The 19,429-nt window shown below is 71.3% G+C and carries 17 protein-coding genes; 2 read left to right on the top strand and 15 right to left on the bottom strand.

The features are described from left to right. Window positions 1–19: 19 nt before the first annotated feature. From KALB_RS08800 to KALB_RS08785, 4 genes are read right to left on the bottom strand one after another with little or no spacing between them, the layout of a single operon-like run. Window positions 20–844, bottom strand: coding sequence for a YceI family protein (locus tag KALB_RS08800; RefSeq protein ID WP_025355354.1), 825 nt, complete (start codon window positions 842–844; stop codon window positions 20–22). Between the two features lie 10 nt (window positions 845–854). Continuing rightward, window positions 855–1,604: an MSCRAMM family protein gene (locus tag KALB_RS08795; RefSeq protein ID WP_025355353.1), complete on the bottom strand. Its 750-nt coding sequence runs from the start codon at window positions 1,602–1,604 to the stop codon at window positions 855–857. Next, window positions 1,601–2,065, bottom strand: coding sequence for a MarR family winged helix-turn-helix transcriptional regulator (locus tag KALB_RS08790; protein WP_025355352.1), 465 nt, complete (start codon window positions 2,063–2,065; stop codon window positions 1,601–1,603). Before KALB_RS08790 ends, KALB_RS08795 begins: the two co-directional genes overlap by 4 nt. A gap of 11 nt (window positions 2,066–2,076) precedes the next feature. Continuing rightward, window positions 2,077–4,494, bottom strand: a complete 2,418-nt coding sequence (locus tag KALB_RS08785; RefSeq protein WP_081789841.1) for an MFS transporter — start codon at window positions 4,492–4,494, stop codon at window positions 2,077–2,079. 165 nt (window positions 4,495–4,659) lie between these two features. Here KALB_RS08785 and KALB_RS08780 point away from each other — a divergent pair, with 165 nt between their 5' ends. After that, a complete protein-coding gene (locus tag KALB_RS08780; RefSeq protein WP_030108946.1) occupies window positions 4,660–6,627 on the top strand; it encodes a DUF6351 family protein in 1,968 nt (655 codons plus the stop codon). Window positions 6,628–6,694: 67 nt separating this feature from the next. Then, window positions 6,695–7,270, top strand: a complete 576-nt coding sequence (locus tag KALB_RS08775; protein WP_025355349.1) for an N-acetylmuramoyl-L-alanine amidase — start codon at window positions 6,695–6,697, stop codon at window positions 7,268–7,270. On the opposite strand, the gene KALB_RS08770 is transcribed toward KALB_RS08775, so the two are convergent. From KALB_RS08770 to KALB_RS08720, 11 genes are all read right to left on the bottom strand, one after another. After that, the gene (locus KALB_RS08770) at window positions 7,271–7,822 is read right to left on the bottom strand and encodes a hypothetical protein (RefSeq protein WP_030108945.1); all 552 of its coding nucleotides are present in this window, start codon (window positions 7,820–7,822) and stop codon (window positions 7,271–7,273) included. After that, a complete protein-coding gene (locus tag KALB_RS08765) occupies window positions 7,819–8,892 on the bottom strand; it encodes a hypothetical protein (RefSeq protein ID WP_052360442.1) in 1,074 nt (357 codons plus the stop codon). The genes KALB_RS08770 and KALB_RS08765 overlap by 4 nt, the downstream gene beginning before the upstream one ends. An 8-nt stretch (window positions 8,893–8,900) precedes the next feature. Then, on the bottom strand, window positions 8,901–9,314 hold the full coding sequence (locus KALB_RS43730; RefSeq protein ID WP_025355346.1) for a hypothetical protein: 414 nt from the start codon (window positions 9,312–9,314) through the stop codon (window positions 8,901–8,903). Window positions 9,315–9,322: 8 nt separating this feature from the next. Further along, window positions 9,323–10,693, bottom strand: a complete 1,371-nt coding sequence (locus KALB_RS08755; RefSeq protein ID WP_030111756.1) for a DUF8832 domain-containing protein — start codon at window positions 10,691–10,693, stop codon at window positions 9,323–9,325. A 47-nt stretch (window positions 10,694–10,740) separates the two neighbouring features. Continuing rightward, window positions 10,741–11,793 (bottom strand): HNH endonuclease signature motif containing protein, encoded by a 1,053-nt coding sequence (locus tag KALB_RS08750; protein WP_158510728.1) that lies wholly within the window; start codon window positions 11,791–11,793, stop codon window positions 10,741–10,743. 272 nt (window positions 11,794–12,065) lie between these two features. Continuing rightward, the gene (locus tag KALB_RS08745) at window positions 12,066–12,548 is read right to left on the bottom strand and encodes a hypothetical protein (RefSeq protein WP_030111759.1); all 483 of its coding nucleotides are present in this window, start codon (window positions 12,546–12,548) and stop codon (window positions 12,066–12,068) included. A 48-nt stretch (window positions 12,549–12,596) separates the two neighbouring features. Then, window positions 12,597–15,452, bottom strand: coding sequence for an AfsR/SARP family transcriptional regulator (locus KALB_RS08740; RefSeq protein WP_030111760.1), 2,856 nt, complete (start codon window positions 15,450–15,452; stop codon window positions 12,597–12,599). 9 nt (window positions 15,453–15,461) lie between these two features. Next, on the bottom strand, window positions 15,462–16,076 hold the full coding sequence (locus KALB_RS08735; RefSeq protein ID WP_042220296.1) for a GTP-binding protein: 615 nt from the start codon (window positions 16,074–16,076) through the stop codon (window positions 15,462–15,464). Further along, the gene (locus KALB_RS08730; protein WP_025355342.1) at window positions 16,060–16,515 is read right to left on the bottom strand and encodes a DUF742 domain-containing protein; all 456 of its coding nucleotides are present in this window, start codon (window positions 16,513–16,515) and stop codon (window positions 16,060–16,062) included. Before KALB_RS08730 ends, KALB_RS08735 begins: the two co-directional genes overlap by 17 nt. Next, on the bottom strand, window positions 16,512–16,940 hold the full coding sequence (locus KALB_RS08725; protein WP_025355341.1) for a roadblock/LC7 domain-containing protein: 429 nt from the start codon (window positions 16,938–16,940) through the stop codon (window positions 16,512–16,514). Before KALB_RS08725 ends, KALB_RS08730 begins: the two co-directional genes overlap by 4 nt. Further along, the gene (locus KALB_RS08720) at window positions 16,937–19,375 is read right to left on the bottom strand and encodes a sensor histidine kinase (protein WP_025355340.1); all 2,439 of its coding nucleotides are present in this window, start codon (window positions 19,373–19,375) and stop codon (window positions 16,937–16,939) included. Before KALB_RS08720 ends, KALB_RS08725 begins: the two co-directional genes overlap by 4 nt. Window positions 19,376–19,429: the final 54 nt, after the last annotated feature.

Below are 19,429 nucleotides of genomic sequence, written 5' to 3'. Positions count from 1 at the left end.
GCCGGGGGCTGGGCGGGACTCAGCCGGCGGTGGGCAGTGTGTCGCCTTGCACGGCTTGGATGTCGATCTCCACCCGCAGGGTCGTGCCGATGGCGTTGATGCCCGCCTGGAGCACCTGGTTGTAGGTGATGGAGAAGTCGTCGCGGTGCAGTTCGGTCACGGCGTGGAACGCGGCGCGCACCCCGCCCCAGGCGTCCGGGCCGGTGCCCAGGTAGGTCAGGTCCAGTTGCACCGGCCTGGTGACCCCGTTGAGGGTCAACTCCCCGTCCAGCGCCCAGCGTTCCTCGCTGACCTGGGCCAGACCCGTGCTGCGGTAGGAGATCGTGTCGTTGCTGGACACGTCCAGGAAGTCCTTGGACCGCAGGTGGTCGTCGCGCATCTTGTTGCCGGTGTCGATGCTCGCGGCCTGGATCACCGCGCTCACCGAGGAGCGCTCCACCGGCTGGGCCACCTGGATCTGCCCGGCGAACTCGTCGAACCGGCCGCGCACGCTGGACATGCCCAGGTGCCGGGCGGCGAAGCTGACCGAGGAGTGCATCGGGTCGATGGTCCACACCCCCGGCGGCGGCAGCTGCACCCCGCCGACCCGGCTGAGCGTGATCGTGCCCAGCGGGGCCGTGCCGCCCGCGGTCACCAGCGCGGTGCGGGCCACCGGCGCGTAGCCCGCGGCGGTCAGGATCGCGGTGTAGGTCCCGGCGGGCAGCGGGTCGGTGGCCACCGACCCGTCCTGGTCGGCGCCAGAGCGGGCGACCTGGTTGCCGCTCAGGTCGGTGACCGTGAGCACCGCGTGCTGCACCGCCCAGCCGTCGCTGGTCCGCACCAGCGCGTGCACACCTTGGCTCATCACGAACTCCTCAGTAGTTCAGCTCTACGTCGTGCCGGTTGTGGTTGCCCGCGCCCACCCGCAGCGCGCTCGCCGCGGGCGGGTACCCGCTGGCGATCACCGTGTAGTCCCCCTCGGGCACGTCCTCGAACACGTAGTCCCCGTCGGCGCCGGTCGTGGTCGCCGCGAGTACCGCACCCTCGGCGTCCACCAGGGTGATCCGGGCCTGCGCCACCGGCTCCCCGTGCACGCCCGCCCGCACCACACCGCGGATCCGCCCGCCACCGGCCAGTTCCACGTCCTGGCTGACCCGGCCGGTCTCCGGCACGCGCACGGCCAGCGCCACCGGCCGGAACGAGGCCGCGCTGACCGCGAGCGTGTACGCCCCGGCGAGCAGCTCCTCGAACACGTAGCCGCCGTCCGGGCCGGTGATGCGTGAGCCGACCACCTCGCCACGCGTGTCGGCCAGGGTCACGGCCGCGCCGGAGATCGGTCGCCCGCCGGAGATCCGCACCACACCGGCGAGTCCGCTGGTGCCGGTCAGCACGACGTCCACTTCGGACACGTCCTCACCGACGAGCACGGTGTTGGCCAGCGGCTGGTGGGCCTGGGCGGTGACGATCAGCACGTGGCTGCCCGGCGCGGGCACGTCCAGGTGGTACGTACCGTCCACTTCGGACACCGCACGGCCGACCTGCCTGCCCGACACGTCGATCAGGGTCAGCGCGGCCGCACCGATCAGTGCGCCGTCCGCGCCCCGGACGCGTCCACGGATGATCATGGCTGTGCCTCCTCACGCAGCTGGCTGGGTTTGCCCTGGGCGAAATCCTCGAGCACGGCCAGCGCGTGCACGAGGGATGCCACCTGCTCGGGTGAAAGATCGCGGATGCGCTCGGCGAGGTAGCCGGTGCGCTGGTCGCGCACGCGCGCCAGCAGCGACTCCCCCGCCTCGCTCAGCTCCACGTTGCTCACCCGCTGGTCGGCCGGGTCCGGGCTGCGGGTGAGCAGCCCGTGCACGGCAAGCCAGTCCACCAGCCGGGACATGGTGGGGGCCGCGATGCCCACCCGCTCGGCCAGGTCCCCGATGCGCGACCTGCCGTGCTCGCCCAGCGTGGCCAGGGTGACCAGCCTGGTCGGGGTCAGTTCGTCGGGACCGGCCAGTACCCGCAGCCGGTGCGAGATCCCGTTGACCGCCAGCAGCAGCCTGCCCGCGAGCTGGTCGGTGCACGCCTCGTTGCGCATCGCGGCACCCGCTAGCCGAAGACCACGTCGGCGGTGATCTCCTCGCCCGCCCTGGCCGTGACCCGCACGGCCACCGGCTCCTGCACGCTGGTGACCACCGTGTAGTCCCCGCTGGGCAGCCCGCCGAGCCGGTAGCTGCCGTCCGGGCCGGTCACCGCGGTGGCCACCACCTTGCCGTTGCCGTCCAGCGCCGTGACGGTCGCCCCGGCCAGTGCCGCCGCCGACCCGGTGACCACGCCGTGCACCACCGCCACCGGCGGCAGCTCGACGTCCACAGTGGACCGACCGGCCGCGGGCAGTGCCACCGGCTCGTGGTCGGCCGCGCTGGCGGTGATCACCAGCTGGCCCTCGGGCAGTTCCTCGAAGCGGAACACCCCACTGGGCCCGGTCACGGCCTGGCCGAGGATGCGTCCCTCGGTGTCGCTGACCAGCACCGTGGCCAGGTCCAGCCCGCGACCGTCCACACCGGACCGGATGAGCCCGGTGATCACGGCGGTGCCGACCAGCTCGAAGTCCTGCACCGCGGGCACGCTCTCGCGCAGGGTCACCGCGCTGGCCTCCGGCCGGAAGCCCGGGGCGGTGACGATCACGGTGTAGCCACCGGGCCGCAGCCCGACCAGCTCGTAGCCGCCGTCCCCGCCGACCAGGACCCGGTCGACCTGGCTGCCGTCCGGGCCGGTCACCGTGACCACGCCGCCGGGGATGCCCGAACCGCCACGGGTCCGCACCACCCCGCCCAGCGCGATCTCGCCCGAGGGCTCGACCAGTTCGGTCGGGCCGCCACCGGCCTCGGCGGCCACGGCGGCCAGTTCCGAGCCCAGCGACTCCACCGGGGCGGTGCTGCGCTTGCCCACGACCCAGGAGGCGATGGCGGCGACCACGCAGGCCACCACGGCGAACCAGAACACGATCTGCAACCCGCTCTGGAAGGGCTGGGAGATCAGGCTGGGGAAGAAGCTGCGCCCGGTGAGGAACTCGGCCTTGTCGGCGGGCAGCGTGTGCAGCACCGGGCCGAGCAGTTCCTGGATCGGGTTGTAGCCGAGGAAGGCGGCGAACAGCACGCCGACCGCGGGCAGCGAGGCCACCTGGTGGGCGGCCTGCGCGGGCACCCCGTTGGCGATCAGGCCCTGGTCCATCACCGAGGGCAGGGTGCTGGAGAGCCCGGCGATGATCAGGCTGAAGAAGATGCCGATGGACAGCACCATGGCCGCGTTCTGGAAGGTAGCGGTCATGCCCGCACCGACACCGCGGGCGTTGCCGGGCAGGCTGTTCATCACGTCGGCGCGGTTGGGCGAGGAGAACAGGCCCATGCCAAGGCCGTTGACGAGCAGCACGATCGCGAAGACCCAGTAGTCGAAGTCCACCGGGAGCATGATCAGGAACACGAAGCTCAGCGCGGTCAGCAGCATGCCGCCGGTGGTGAAGGCGCGGGCGCCCCACTTGTCGGACAGCACTCCGGACAGCGGGGCCGAGGCCAGGAAGCCCACGGTCAGCGGCAGCATGTAGATGCCCGCCCACAGCGGGGTGGACTCGAAGCTGTAGCCGTGCTGCGGCAGCCAGATGCCCTGCAACCAGATGATCAGCACGAACTGGAGCCCGCCGCGGCCCAGCGAGGCGAGCAGGTTGGCCAGGTTGCCCGCGGAGAACGCCCGGATCTTGAACAGGTGCAGGTCGAACAGCGGGTTGGCGACCTTGACCTCGATGACGGCGAAGGCCGCCAGCACCAGCACGCCACCGATCAGCGTGCCGTAGACCCAGGGGTTGCCCCAGCCCATGCTGGAGTCGCCGTAGGGCTGGATGCCGTAGGTGATGGCCACCAGCACGGCGATCAGGCCGACCGCGAAGGTCAGGTTGCCCCACCAGTCCATCTTGGCCTTGTTGCGCACGCCGGTGTCGTGCAGCTTGAGGTAGGCCCAGATCGTGCCGAACACGCCGAAGGGCGCGGACACGATGAACACCAGGTGCCAGTCGACCGGGGCGAGCACGCCGCCCAGGATCAGGCCAAGGAAGGACCCGGCGATCGCGGCCACGGCGTTGATGCCCAGCGCGGTGCCGCGCTGGTTGACCGGGAACGCGTCGGTGAGGATCGCGCTGGAGTTGGCCATCAGCATGGCGCCGCCGACGCCCTGCACGACCCGCCAGCCGATCAGCCACAGCGCGGCCGGTGGGCCGTCGAACCAGGTGATCGAGAGCAGTACGGAGGACAGCGCGAAGATCGCGAAGCCCATGTTGTACATGCGGACGCGGCCGTACATGTCGCCCAGTCGCCCGAAGCTGACCACCAGCACGGCCGTGACGACGAGGAAGCCCATCATCATCCACAGCAGGTAGCTGGTGTTGTCCGGGGCGAGCGGGTTGATGCCGATGCCCTTGAAGATGTCGGGCAGTGCGATGAGCACGATCGACGAGTTGATCGTGGCCATCAGCATGCCCAGGGTGGTGTTGGACAGCGCGATCCACTTGTAGCGCGGGCCGAGCTCGGCCACGGGACCCCTCCTCACCGGCGCGCGGAATTTGCTTGACCTACGCTAATCGATTTCGTTGCTTCCTACAACTATCAGTTTGGACGGGATCGGAGTTGCTAACTTCAGCGCGTGATCCGTCGGGGACTGACCGTGGCCGCCACCCTCGTTTTCCTGGGCAGCACGGTCGCCGCCGCCACCGACGGCACCGATGAGAGCGCCCTCACACAGCCGGGTCCGCCGGTGGAGGTGCTGTCCTCGCGGCCCGAGTTCGTCACCGGCGGGGACGCGTTGGTGCGGGTACGCGTGCCCGAGGGTGCCCGCCCCGAGCAGGTGCGCGTGGCCGTCAACGGCCTCGACCAGACCCGCGCCTTCCACACCGAGCCCGACGGTCGCGCGCTGACCGGACTGGTCACCGGCCTGCACCTGGGCGAGAACAACCTCGTCGGCGCGCTGCCCGGCACCAGGCCGGTGCACCTCACGCTGTACGACCGCAGCACCGACGGCCCCCTGTTCGCCGGACCGAAGGAGCAGCCCTTCGCCTGCGAGACAACGGGTTTCCGCACTGCGGGCGGTCAACTGCTGGGCCGGGCCACCGGGCCGTCCTGCACCGTGCCCACCCGGGTCGAACACCTCACGCGCAAGCGGGTGCCGCACCGGATCCGGGTGGAGACCGGGGTGCTGGACCGCGGCATCTACGAGATCGCGATGCCCGAGGGCGCCTGGAACCACCGGCTGGTCTACACCTTCGGCGGCGGCTGCCCCGGCGGCTGGTACACCCAGGGCCGGGCCACCGCGGGCGTGCTGGACGAGGTGATGCTGCGCCGGGGCTACGCCATCGCCTCCTCCACGCTCAACGTGTTCGGCACCAACTGCGACGACCTGCTCGCCAGCGAGGTCATGGCCATGGTCAAGGAGCGGTTCGTCGAGGAGTTCGGCCCCCCGCTGTTCACCATCGGCTGGGGCTGCTCCGGCGGCTCGTACCAGGCGCACCAGATCGCCGACAACTACCCGGGCCTGCTCGACGGCATCGCCGTGGCGTGCAGCTTCCCCGACCTGGTCTCCGGCAGCACCCAGGTGCTCACCGACGCGGCGCTGCTGGACCACTACTTCGCAAAGTCCACACTGGACAGTGCGCAGCGCAGGGCCGTGTCCGGCTTCGGCGTGACCGCCACGAGCCCGCTGCTGGCCAACCAGGCACGCCGGATCGACCCGCGCGCCTTCTGCCCGGCCACCCTGCACACGGCGGCCCGCTGCGACATCTACGACCACGCCGTCAACGTGTACGGGCGGGATCCGCGCACCGGGGCCGCCCGCAGGCCGCTGGACAACACCGGGGTGCAGTACGGCCTGGCCGCGCTGAACTCCAGGAAGATCAGCTTCGCGCAGTTCCTGGACCTCAACGCGCGCATCGGCGGGTTCGACGCCGAGGGCGGGTTCAGCCCGGCCCGCTCGGTGGCCGACCGGGACTCGGTGAGCCTGGCCTACCGCACCGGCCGGGTGCTCAGCGGCGGTGGCGGGCTCGGCTCGATCCCGGTCGTGGACTACCGCTCGTACACCGACGACCTGCCCGGCGGGGACATGCACCTGAGCCTGCACACCGCGGCCACCCGCGCGCGGCTGGTCGCCGCCAACGGGGACGCCGACAACCAGGTGCTGCTGGCGGAGAACGGCTCGCACGGCGGTTTCCTGACCGCCAACCCGGTCGTCGCCGACCTGCTGGCACAGCTGGACGCCTGGCTCACCGCCATCGCCAGGGACCCCACCGGCCCGGCTCACCAGCGCGTGGTGCGCAACCGGCCGACCGGGTTGGCCGACGCCTGCTGGACCCCGGACGCTGCCCACCAGAAGGTGCTGGACCCGGGACGCTGCGCGGCCCTGTACCCGGTGTGGCCCGGCCCGCGCCGAGTCGCGGGCGGTCCCGTCGCGGGGGACGTGCTCAAGTGCGCGCTGCACCCGGTGACGGCCGCCGACTACCGCGTGCCGGTGGACCTTGCCGCGCTGGCCGGGGTCTTCCCGGACGGGGTGTGCGACTGGTCCCGGCCCGGGGTGGGCCAGCAGCCGCTGTCCGGCACCTGGCTGTCCTTCGGCGGGCAGTAGTTCACCAACTAGGCGTAGTCACGCGTAAATCGTTGACGAAGGCGCTTCGCGGGGCTACACCAGGATGATGAGCACCCCTGCACGCATCACCCGGCGTTCGGCACTGCTCGCCGGTATCGGTCTGGCCACCGTGGCCGCCGTCCCGTCCTGGGCGGCCACCGTCGACTACCCCGCGGCGCACTGGATCCCTGCCAGCGCCAAGAACTACACCGCCGCCAACCGCCCCAGCGGCTACCCGGTCAACCTGGTGGTCATCCACGTGACCCAGGAGACCTACCCCGACACGGTCCGCCTGTTCCAGGACCCCAAGCACGCCGCGGCGGCGCACTACGTGGTGCGCTCCGCCGACGGCTACCTCGCGCAGATGGTGCGCGAGCACGACATCGCCTGGCACGCGGGTAACTGGGACTACAACACCCGCAGCATCGGCATCGAACACGAGGGCTGGGTGGACAGGCCCGAGTACTTCACCGACGCGCTCTACAAGTCCTCCGCGGCACTGACCCGGTCGATCTGCGACCGGTACCGGATCCCCAAGGACCGCAAGCACATCATCGGTCACGTCGAGGTGCCCGGCAGCACGCACACCGATCCGGGCCCGTACTGGGACTGGACCAGGTACATGCGCCTGGTGACCGGCTGATCACCAGTCCCAGGTGCCCTGTAGGCGGCCGGGCCGTGCCCGCCGCCACACCAGGAACACGGCCCCGGCGACGGCCAGCAGCGGCAGCCCGCCGATCACCCAGCTCACCGCGATCGGCGGGCCGGGTGCGGTGAGCACCGTGAGGTTCAGCTTGCCCTCGCCGGGGCCCTTCGGGCCGTCCAGGTGGAAGGTGAAGGTCCAGTTGCCCTCGCCCTTGAGCGAGAACACGTCCAGGCCCCAGGAGTCCAGCTTGCGCGGGTGCCGTGACAGCGGCTTGCCGCGCACGGCCGCACCGCCGTCCTGGTTGATCACCAGGGTGCCGGTCTTGTCCGCGATGCCGCCGTCCGGGTCGAAGGTGAAGTCCAGGGAGCGCAGGGACCGCAGCGGCCAGTCGCCGAACCCGACCGCCACCTGGTACGGCCCCACCTGGACCTGTTCGGTGTGCACGATGACCACCGGGGCGTAGGTCGGCTCCTCGGCCGCCAGCGCGGGCGTGGCGGACAGCCCGACCAGGCCCAGAACCAGTGCCAGCGCGGCAAGAGCCCGCATCATGCCGTGATCTCCTCGGTACTCGACTGGTCGATCAGCGTGGCCGCCATCCAGCCCAGCCAGGCCGCGACCGCACCCACCACCGCACCCGCGAGGCCGGTGGTCAGACCGGAGCCCGGCGGGGAGGTCATCGCCAGCAGGACGCCGCCCAGCGCGCCGGCCAGCGGCACGGCCCACCGCGGCGAGCCGCCGAACCTCCTGGCCAGCAACAGGGTTGCCTCCACCAGCACCGCGGACCCGATGAGCAGCAAGGGCATCAGCGCGGCCAACCTGCCCTGACTGCCCGCGTGGTCCCGGAGGGGCAGGCCGACCTCGGCCGCGTACCAGCGGGCGGCCCAGACACTGAACGGGTCCGAGGCCAGCTTGATCACGACCAGCACCGCGGCCGGGGCCAGCGCCCCGCCCACCGGCCAGCGCAGCAGGCGCAGGCCCAGCAGCAGGGCGAACACGCCCAGCCCCGCGATGGTCAAGGCCATACCGCCCACCGGCCCGACCGAGCGCGGGGTCACCGCCGCGAACAGGCAGGACCAGGCGAAGCCCACGCCCACCGTCAGCGTGATGCCGATCTTGCCGAGCAGGTGGGAGCGCGCGGCGGCGAAGGCCACCAGCGTGCCCATCATGCTGATCTGGTCGCACAGGATCAGCCCCACGTGCGGGGGCGAGTCGATCACCGCGTCGAAGCCGTAGACCGTGTGCCACCACAGGTCCCACAGCCCGTACAGCAGGAAGGCCGCCGACCCGCAGCCCGCGATGAGGTAGCCCACCGGGGCCGCGAAGGTCCCGCGCAGCACCGCGACCGACCGGCCGCCCACCTGCCCGGTGTCCTGTGCACCCGCCCGCGTGGCCGCGGTCCGGCGCAGCACCACCACGAGGCTGGTCAGCCCGGAGATGGCCGGTGCGGTGTAGATGAACAGGTGCGGCAGGGTGAAGAAGGTGTCCGGGCCCACGTCGGCGTGCCACTGCACGTCCCAGACCAGCCCGACCAGGGACACCAGGTTGCTCACCAGCAGCAGCACCGCGGGCGGCAGCCAGCTGCGTAACGCCGTGCCAGGTGGCTGTGTGGTCAACGCCATCGGGTCTCCTAGTTGTTCACGGACAGGGGGAAGGTGATCTGGTCTCGGTGGCCCGCCGTGGTCACCGACACGGTGAGCTCCCACTGGCCCGGCATGAGGAACAACGACCCGTCCGCGTGGAAGTGACCCGCCCCGACGGGCGGCACCGCCAGGGGTTCCACCGCGTGCGAGTGCGCGGGCATCGCGGGCTCCACCGCCACCTGGTCCGGGTCGCCCGCCCCGGTGTGCGGGGTGATCCGCACGTCCACCGCGCGCTGCCCGGTGCGGGCCGCGTCCAGCACGACCCGCACCCCGTAGTGCGCCGAATCTCCTTGCAGGGTCACGGTGTTCTCGCTCGGTCGCCAGGTCAGCACCAGCACGGCACCGCCGACTGCCAGCACCGCCGCGACGGCGATCACCAGGATCCTGGCCCGCTGCCCCACCGCTCCCCCTATGCCGCAGGCACGTCCACCACGTAGGGCACTGTGCGCACCTGGTAGTCGCGTTCCACCTGCAACCATAGCCAGTAGCGGCCCGGCTCGGGGAAGGTCAACACGAACCGTGCGGCCGGTCCGGCGCCGCGCACCGTCTCGTCCGGTTGCGCCAGGGTCGCCGTCAGCACGGCCGTCGCCATCGAGTCACGTTCGTGGACGTGTTCGAACAGCGCCCCGTCCTCGCTGGTCAGCAGCAGGTGGCCGGTCATGCCCAGCCAGGGTTGCAGGTCGTGCACCGGGCCGTGCTCGTCGCTGATCTGAAACGTCAGCGTGGCCGGGGCCCCGGCGCGGATCGGGGTGCTGCTCAGGGAGAACCTGAGTCCATCCGCAGCACGCTCGCCAAGCCCGATCGGAGTATCCACTGTGGATGCGGCGCCGCCGACCGTGAAGTGCCGGCGCAGCAACTGCTCCCCGCTGCCCGTCCTCGCGAGCTCCGCGTACGCGGTGAAGCCGCCGCCGACGGGCAGGGTGGTCCGCACCTCGTACTGGCCCGGCCCGGTCCGCGCCGGGTGCAGGTGCGTCAGGTAGCGGTGGTCGTCCCCGATCAGCGCCAGGTGGATCAGTGCCCCGTGGTCCACCTGGAGGTCGTCCATCGGGCGGCCCGTCGCCCCGTCGAACAGCGCCAGCCGCAACCGGAACGGCTCACCCGCCGTCGGGTGCGCCGGTTCGGTGCTCAGCGCGAGGTTGCCGTACGCCGGGGCCATCTGCATCTGCATTTGTTGCTGCTGTTGCTGTTGCATGCCCGGTGGTGGCTGGATGCTCGGCGAGAGCAGCGCCGCCGTCACGCCCACTGCCAGTGCGACCGCCGTGGTGGCCCCCGTGACCGCCGCCCACCTGGGGCGCTTCAGCGCCAGCAGGAACGAGGCCAGCAGCAGGATGCCCGCTGCGCCAAAGCCCGTGTAGGCCGCCCACTCCCAGGGCTGCACCACGATGGGCGGCACCAGGAACGGGATCGCCGCGAACTCCCCGCCCACCTGTGCCCGCAACTCCCACGGCCCCGGCCGGTCCACCGCCAGCTGCGCGGTCCGGCTGCCCGGCTGGCCGGTGAGGTGCAGCTTGCCGCTCGTCGGCGTGCCCCCGCCGTCCACCGCGTGCGCCGTCAGGTCCAGGTCCGCCTCCGGCTGGCCCACGTGGGTCAGCACGTCCACCTGCAACGGCCCCGGCATGCCCTCCACCGGGTGGATCGTGAACGTCAACTCGTGCCCGCCCACGGACTGGACGAGCCGCACGCTCGTGCCCGCCACGCCGTCCGCGTGCGCCACGCCCGTGAGGCCCAACGCCAGCGAGATCGCCAGCAGGATCATCGTGCCCAGTCGTGCCGCCCCCATGCTCAGGACAGTACGCGGGAGCGGCCGGTCGGTGGATCACTGCCCGCTCAGGGCGGATCCGGCTCCGCGATGGCCTTCGCCCGCGTCTCGTACTCGAACCCCAGCGGCGTGATCCACCGCCGCACCCCGTCCGCGCCACGCGTGAACCGGTACCTCCCGATCGTCTTCAGGCAATGGTGCACATCGCAGAACGGCCCCAGATTCCGCTCCTCCGTTTCACCACCCGAGGCAAAACCCCGCGCGTGATCGATCTGACATTCCTTGACCGGCCGCAGGCACCCCGGCGCCTGACAGACCCGGTCCCGCACCATCACGAATTCCCGCAACACCCTCGGTGGCCGGCACCTTTTTCGGCCGACACCGATCGGCATTCCCACCTCATCGGTGAGGACTTTTCGCCAATCGCCCTGCGCGGCGATTTCGCGGGCGGTGTTGGCCTCAACAGGCCCGACCCCGGCGACGTATCCGGGTTCCGAGGTCAGCCCCAGCAAGGTCGTGGCGGACACCGTGACATCGGTCCGCACCGTCACCGGCCGCCCCGACCCCAGCAGCCGATCAACGAACACGTCGGCCTGCTTCTCACCCCAGGACCGATCGTCGTCCAGGCTCTCCGCGTCGACGTTGATCTGATCGAACACCTGCCGCGCCCGCACCGCGTCCAGGTGGGCGGTCAGTTCCGCCATGCCGTCGGGCATCGACCGGTATCGGACCTCGGACCGCTTCACCGCCCTGACATGCCGAATCTCAGCACCGAGCGGGTCAACCAGGCACACCAGCCGCGCGACCTCGACCTTCAACTCCTTCGAGTTCGACTCCGCAGCCCCAGCCAACTGGGCATCCACCCGGCGGGCCTGCTCCGAGTCCAGGTTCTCGGTCAACTTCCGCACGACCTCGAACCGGTCCAGGTCCAGCAACCCGTCCCGCATCAACGCAGCGAGTTGTGGCAGTCGGCCCATCGCCGCCGCCTGCTCCTGAAGCTTCTTCGCCCGCCCGAGCGGAATGCGCAGCAACAACGCGATCTCGTGCGGATCATCCAGTTCGGCGGCGCAGCAGAGCAGATCGAACTCGACGGACGCGAGACGTTTCCACGCCTCCAGCATCCGCTCCGCGATCTCCCTCTGCCCCATACCGCCATTCTACGCCGAATCGAGCGCACGAATGAGTGAATCCCCAGGGGCGGTTTTTCCTGGGTGGCGATGGGCTTACGCTCGTCGGCGAGATCGGGGCGGCACTCCACGCCCCGACTACCCCGATCACAGCCCACCGCCAGGGCCCCAGGACAAACCACCCCGAAACCCCGTGGCACCCCATGAACAACCACGAGCCCGCCGGTGCGCTCCCCAGCGGTACACCGACGGGCCCGTGAGCCAGGTCAGACGTAGGTGACGTCCCAGTGATTGCCCTCATCGCAGTACAGGTTGCCCGCGGAGGACTTCCACTGCGGGTAGCCGTCGCCGCGCAGTCCGATGTAGCTGAAGCTGTTCTTCACGTAGCTGTCGATACAACTGTTGTGCGCGATGTCCACCTTGTACCCGTTGTAGTGGCTGTAGGTACCGGAGGCGTGGCCGACCTCGGTGCCGCCGGTGATGTTGATGGCGCAGCCGCTGGCCCGCTTCAGGGTGACGACCCCGCTGACGGTGCTGGAGTTGATCTGGTCGAAGGACGTGCAGTGCGGGTTGCTGCGGGTGGTGCACCCGCCGCTGGAGGACCAGGTCACCCCGGCCGCACTGAGCTGCGAGGCGGCCTGGGACTGGGACAGCTTGGTGACCGCCGGGGCGGCCTGAGCGGTGACCGCCGTCGCGGACAGGGCGAGCGCGGCGGCGGCCAGCGAGGTGATGGCGAGTCTGCGGAACATGGCTGTGCACCTCTCGTTGTGCAGGGGTGCGCAGTCAAACCCGCGGCCTTAAACGACGGCTAAACGCCCGAGCGCGTCCAGGGCCTGCGCGTGCCACACCGGGAAGCCCAGCCCGTCGAACAACCTCGCGGACTCACGCAGCGCCGCGACACCGGCCGCGGCGTCACCCAGTTCGTGCCGCACCGGCCCCAAGCCCAACAGGGCGTACGCCCTGCCACGCCGGTCGTCCAGGTCCACGAAGGTCGCCAAGCTGCCCGTCAGCAGGGTCAGCGCGCGGTACTCGTCCCCACGCTGGCGGCTCAGCTCTCCCAGCGACCGCACGGTGTACGCCGTCGCGTGCCGGTGCCCCAGTTCCTCGAACAGGCCCAGCGACCTGGTCAGGCACACCTCCGCGGTGGCCAGGTTCCCGCACGACCGCTCCAACTCACCCATGCTGCGCAGCACGTGCGCCGTCCAGTGGTCGTCGTTGCCGCGCGAACTCACCCGCAACGCCGTCTCCAGCAGCTCACCCGCGCGATCGGTCTCCCCCGTGCGCCGCAACAGGTCGGCCAGCTGCTTGGCCGCCTGCGCCCGGCGCCGCTCATCCCCCAGCGCCACAGCCAGGTCCAGTGCCGCGTTGAAGCAATCCTTGGCCTCAGCCAGATCCCCGCGATCAGCGTGCAGGGATCCCAACTGCCGCAGCAGGTCCACCTGTCCACAACGATCGTCCACAGCTCGCAGCATGACCAGTCCGCGTCGCAGGCTGACGTGTGCGCGCTCGATCTCGCCACGTTCCACGTCGATGTCCGCCCGGGATGCCAGCGCGCGGCCAAGCCCCACGTGGTCGTCCAACTCGGCGAAGATCCGGCAGGCCATGTCGTAGTAGACGTGCGCGCGCCGGGCCCTGCCATGGCCTTCCCAGTGCAGGTCGCCCAGCCTGCGCAGGCTCACGGCCTGCGCGCGGCGATCACCGGTGACCCGCGCGGCGACCAGCCCGATGATGTCGATCCGCCGGGAGTCGTTGCGCGGCGGGCAGACCTGCGCCAACACCGAGGCGGCATGCCACCTCCGGTACCGGTGCGCCACCTCGACCAGGCAGGGCAGTGCCGTGGACTCCGTGCCCTGCAAGGAGTCCGCGCGGTCGCAGTAGGCGCCGAGCAGGCGATCGACCAGCTCCGCCCGCGCAGACGAACTGTCCTCCGCGAGGAGCCGGTCGTGGCCGAACACGCGGATCAGTTCGTGCGGGCGGTACCTCAACTGTCCCAGACGGTCCCGGCCGACCACCTGGAGCAGGCTCGCGTCCACCAAGCCGTCCAACAGCTCCGCGGTCGTACCCGCGTCCAGGTCCAGCATCGCCGCGACCGCCCACACGGGCAGATCAGCGGAGTCCAGCAACCCCAACGCCTTGAGCACACGGCGCTGCGCGGGACCGCAGTCCAGGTAGCCGACCTCCAGGGTCGCCCGGACGTCCAGGTCACCGGTGCGCAGCTCACCGAGCCTGCGGCGCTCGTCGGTGATCCGCGCCAGCAGGTCGGAGATCAACTCGTGCGGCCGGGCGGCCAGCTTGGCGCCCGCGATCCGCACCGCCAGCGGCAGGAATCCGCACAGGCGCACCAACTCCGCGGCCCGCACGGCCTCCGCCGCGACCCGTTCCGGACCGGCCACGGCGCCGAGCAGACCGAGCGCGGCCTGCTCGGACAGCGCGTCCACCTCGAACGGGCGGGCACCCTCCAGGCCGGTGAGCCTGCCCCGCGCCGTGACGATCACCCCGCAGTCCCGGCCGCTGGGCAGCAGGGCCCGCACCTGGGCCTCGGTGACGGCGTCGTCCAGCACGACGAGCACCCTGCGGTCCAGGGTGAGCCCGCGGAACAACTGCTGGCGCTCCGGCAGCCCACCGGGAACCTCCTTGACCCCCAAGGAGATCAGGAACCGGCCCAGCACGTCCACCTGCTCGGACCCACGTAGCCGCGCGAACAGCTGGCCGTCGGGGAACCGCTCGCGCCACCGGTGCGCCGCGGCGACGGCCAGTGTCGTCTTGCCCACCCCGCCCGGTCCACACAGGACGATCGGCGCACTGCCCAACTCCGGTGAGATCCGCGCCAGCAACCCCTCGCGCCCGGTGAAGTCGGCGACCTGTGGTGGGATCTGCCCGCTGGCGGCCGAGGTCCGCACCACGGCCTTCGGCAGCTCCCAGGTGGACGGATCACCGTGCACGCGGCGCAGTTGCGGCCCGGGGTCGGCGCCGAGGTGGTCGCGGACCTCGGCGAGCACCTCGTCCGCCTCGGCGGCCCGCCCGGCGCGGTGCAGCGCCACGATGAGCGAGCCCGCGAGGGGTTCCTGCCCGGGGTCCTCGGCGAGCAGCGCACGCAGCTCGGGGATCAGCAGCTGGTGCCGTCCCAGCGCGAGATCAACCCGGACCCGACTGTCCAGTGTGGATAGACGGAGCGCGGACAGCCACTGGGCGTGCGCCGCGAGCACCGGCCCGCACTCCACGTCGGCCAGTGCCTCGCCACGCCACAGCCGCAGCGCCTGCGAGAACACCTCACGTGCGGCCTCGGGCCGTTCCTCCAGCAGCAGCTGCTGACCCCGTTGCGCGCCAAGGACGAACTCGTCCTGGTCGAACTCGCCCCCGGCCACCGACAGCAGGTAGCCCGCGCGGCCGGTGCGGATCAGCTGGGCGGGCGAGTCGACCCCGACGCCGGGGCACAACGCCTTGCGCAGCTTGGACACGGCCACCTGCACGATGACCCGCCCGGTGCGCGGGGCGCCCTGCGGCCACAGCTCGTCGACCAGGGTGAGCACCGGGACCCAGCGGTTGGCGTTGGCCAGCAGCGCGGTCAGGACGGTGCGTGGCTGAGGCGTACTGGGTGTGACCGGCCGTCCGGCACGGGAGACCTCAAGTGGCCCGAGGATCCCGTACCGCACGGCGTCCGCCTAGCTTCGCGCGCCGACCTGCGGCGGGGCTGTCAGGCGTTGCAGCAGCACCTGCTCGATCACCGCGACCAGCACTTCCTTGACCGACTCGCGGTCGCGGGCATCGCAGTCGACCAGCGGGATCGACTCGTCGATGTCCAGCGCCTCGCGCACCTCCTCGAGCTCGAAGCGCTGCCCGTCGGAGAAGTGGTTGACCGCCACGATGAACGGGGTGTCCCGCTGCTCGAAGTACTCCAGCACCGGGTAGCAGTCCTCGATGCGGCTGGTGTCCACCATGATCACCGCACCGAGCGCGCCCTCGACCAGGTCGTCCCACATGAACACGAACCGGTCCTGCCCCGGGGTGCCGAACAGGTACAGGATCAGCGTCTGGTCCAGGGTGATGCGGCCGAAGTCCAGTGCCACCGTGGTGGTCGTCTTCTCCGCGCGCTTGCCAGGGTCGTCGACCCCGACCGCGACCTCGGTCATCGCGGCCTCGGTGACCAGCGGTTCGATCTCGGAGATCGCGCCGATGAAGGTGGTCTTGCCGACGCCGAAACCGCCGCTGATGACGATCTTGACCGACGAGGCCACCGGCTTGGGCGGTGCGGCCTGCTGTTCAGAGCGCCCGTACAAGGTCCCTGATCCTCTCGATGACGGAGACCGGAAGCTGGTCGGCGGACGATTCGCGCACGGCCACGTGGCCCGCGGAGACCAGGTCACCGACCAGGACCCTGACCACACCCAGCGGCACGCCCAGCGCGGCGCCGATCTCGGCGAGTGAGTGGGGTCGCTGGCACAGCTGCACCACCGTGCGCTGCTCGAACCGCAACGGGGCGGACAGCGACGCGGGGGTCGCCACCACGAGGGTCTCGATGCGCAGGTCGTCGGCCAGCGGGGTGGTGCGCCCCCCGGTCATGATGAACGGGCGCACCAGGACCTCGTCGGCGCGCGTCTCCGCGCTGCTGGCCGGCTCGGCGGGCAGGCCCGCCGGCTCGGTGCCGAACCACGAGTTGGCCTGGCTGACCGGGATCATCCTGGGGTCCGGGAGTCGGGGCGCGGTGTGGTCCCTCATCGGCGCAGGGACTCTCTGAGCTCGGAGATCAGCGCGGGTGTGAGCAGCGCGCCCGCCCGGTCGGCCAGCACGGCGATCTCGTAGCCCACCAGGCCGATGTCGCACCGCGAGTCGGCGATCACGCCCACGCAGCTGCCGTCGTCGATGGCCGAGACGAGCAGGAAGCCCCGCTTCATCTCGATCATGATCAGCTTGAGCCCGTCGAACTCGTAGTTACGCGCGGCGCTCTTGGCCAGGCTGGACAGTCCGGACACCAGTGCGGCCAGCCGGTCGGCGGAGGTCCGGTCCAGACCCTCCGACATCGCGATGAGCAGGCCGTCCGAGGAGACGGCGACGGCGTCGCGCACCCCGTCCGTGCCGCGCACGAAGTTGGCCAGCAGCCAGTTGAAGGTGTGCGGGTCGGCGTGCTGGAGATCGGCGGTCACCGCTGGTCCTCCTGTGGTGCAGTGCTGTTGACGAAGGCTGGCTTGTCGGCCTTGCTCGGCAGGGGACCCCGCTCGCCGCGCTGGTGGCCCGAGCGGAAGCTGGACAGCATGCTGCGGACCTCCTCCGGCGAACGCTCCACTATGGACGGTGCGGGCGCCGAGGGCGGGCGGCTCGGCGCCGAGGGCCGTGCCTCCTCGGTACGCCGCGTGCGCTTGACCAGCCCGTTGCGGGTGCGCTCGCCTGCCGCCGAGGACCGCTGGACCGGCACCTTCTCCTCCGCGGGCGCGGGCTCGGGCGCGGCGGCGGGCGCGGGTTTGGCCGGTTCGGGTTTAGGCCGCGCGGGCTCGGACACCGTGCGCTCCTGCGTGATGCGCTGCATCCGGCTGCGCACGCCGGGCTGTGAGGACTCGATGGCGGGCACGTCGTCTCGCGGCCACTGGATCTCCTCCTCGTGTTGCGCGACAACGGGCTTCGGCGGCGCCGCGGGCACCGGCGGCTCGATCTGCGCGTGCTGTGCTGGTGCGGACAGTTCGGGCCTGGGCGGCTGCGGGCGGCGCTTGTCCTTCTCGTCCACCAGCATCTCGGCGGGCAGCAGCAGCCTGGCCACGATGCCGCTGACCGGGGACACGGTCAGCTCCACCTCGATGCCCAGGCGCTGCGCCAGGCGGCCGACCACGTAGTGGCCGAGGAAGCGGGTCGGCGCGACGATGAAGTCCTCTTCCCCGCGCAGGCGGGCGTTGGCCTTGGCCAACTGCTCCTTGGACATGCCAACGCCGTGGTCCACCACGGCGAGCATGTAGCGCGCACCCAGCCTGCGGCCGTAGATCTCCACCTCGAGGTCGGGCGGGGAGAAGGCGAGCCCGTTCTCGATCAGCTCGGCCAGCATGTGCGCCAGCTCGCTGACCACCGAGCCCGCGATCCACGCCTCGTCCACCCTGCGCAGCGCGACCCGGCGGTAGTCCTCCACCTCGGACAGACCGGCGCGGATCACGTCGCTGAGCGAGAGCGGCTCGGCCCAGCGGCGCGGGCTGGCCTCGCCGACGAGCACCAGCAGGCTCTCCGCGTTGCGGCGCATGCGGGTGGCCAGGTGGTCCAGCTCGAACAGGTTGGACAGGGCCGAGGGGTCCAGCTCCTCCTGCTCGAACTCGCTGATGAAGCCCAGCTGCCTGCGCACCAGGTTCTGGTTGCGGCGGCCGAGGTTGGCCAGGGACTCGGAGGTGTTCCTGCGCAACAGGGCCTGCTCGGAGGCCAGCTCGAAGGCAGTGCTCTGCACGCGGTTGAGCGCGTCGGCCACGGAGGCGATCTCCAGACCGGCCTTGTCCGGGGTGCGCACCGGCTCCGGCGGGGCCGGGTCCACGTCCCCGGGGGCGTGCCAGGCGGCCACCGCGGCGGGCAGCCTGCGCACGGCCACGTCGTTGGCCTCGTTGGACAGCGCGGCCAGCGGGCGCACGATCGAGCGCATGGCGCCGATCACCAGCAGGAACTCGGCGGCCACGGCCAAAAGGGCGAGGACCAGGAAGCCGCCCAGCGCCCAGGCGGCCTCGCCCTGCAGGGCCACGGCCCGCTGCTGCACGTCGGCGCCGACGGCCTGCTGGACCTTGCGCTCCTCGTCGATCACCGAGGTCATCTGCGCCCACCAGGCGACCGGGTCCACCTGCGGCTCGATCGGCCCCTTGGTGGAGGAGATCGCGATGGTCTCCGCGGCGGCGGCCTTGCTCGCGTTGTCGGTGCGCAGCGCGGCGTCCAGCAGGGCCCGCTGCTCCTGGGTGGCCTCGCGCTGGAAGGCGGTGATGCCCGCGACCTTGTTCGCCCGGATCTCGGTGAAGTGCACGTACTCGCCCGCGCCGAACCTGTCGGCGGCGAACACACCGTTGAGGAATCCTCGCTCCTGGCCGGTGGCCTCCTTGGCGTCACCGAGGGCGTACAGCGCCTGCAAACCGTGCCGCATCAGCGGGTCCTGGGCCTGGTCCAGCCCCAGCCGCAGCTGGTTCAGCCCGGTGATCACGTCGGTGTAGAACTGGAAGGTCGCGGTGCGGTCGGCCCGGTGGGCGTCCACGCCGTCGCGCACCCCGTTGAGGCCGGAGAGCTTGGTCATGGCGTTGCGCACCGAGTCCGCACCGGGCGCCCCACCGTTGGCCACGGCGTTGGTGAGGGCGAGCACCGCGTGGTCGGTGTTGGTGCGCTGGGTGGCCACGAGCTGGGTGAACCGGGTCTCACCGCCGAGCAGGCCGTTGGTCAGACCGCGTTCCCGCTGGGTCTCGTGTACCAGGTCCTGCACGGTCAGCGCCAGGGAGACCGAGCGCACCGTGTCGCCGGAGTCCAGGTAGGACCGCACCTCGCCGACGATGGTCAGGCCGAGCAGGGTCAGCACGAGCAGCAGGGAGACGAGCAGGATCCGGGCCAGTCGGCCGCGGATCGTACGGGGACTGGTCATCCGCCCCAGCAGTCCAGGCGGAGTGCGGTCGGGGTACCGAGGGTCGATGTCCCC

This window comes from Kutzneria viridogrisea DSM 43870 (genome assembly GCF_000525635.1).
GTDB classification, from domain to species: domain Bacteria; phylum Actinomycetota; class Actinomycetes; order Mycobacteriales; family Pseudonocardiaceae; genus Kutzneria; species Kutzneria viridogrisea.
The sequence above is the reverse complement of the archived record's forward strand: the minus strand, read 5'-3'. Positions and strand labels throughout refer to the sequence as shown.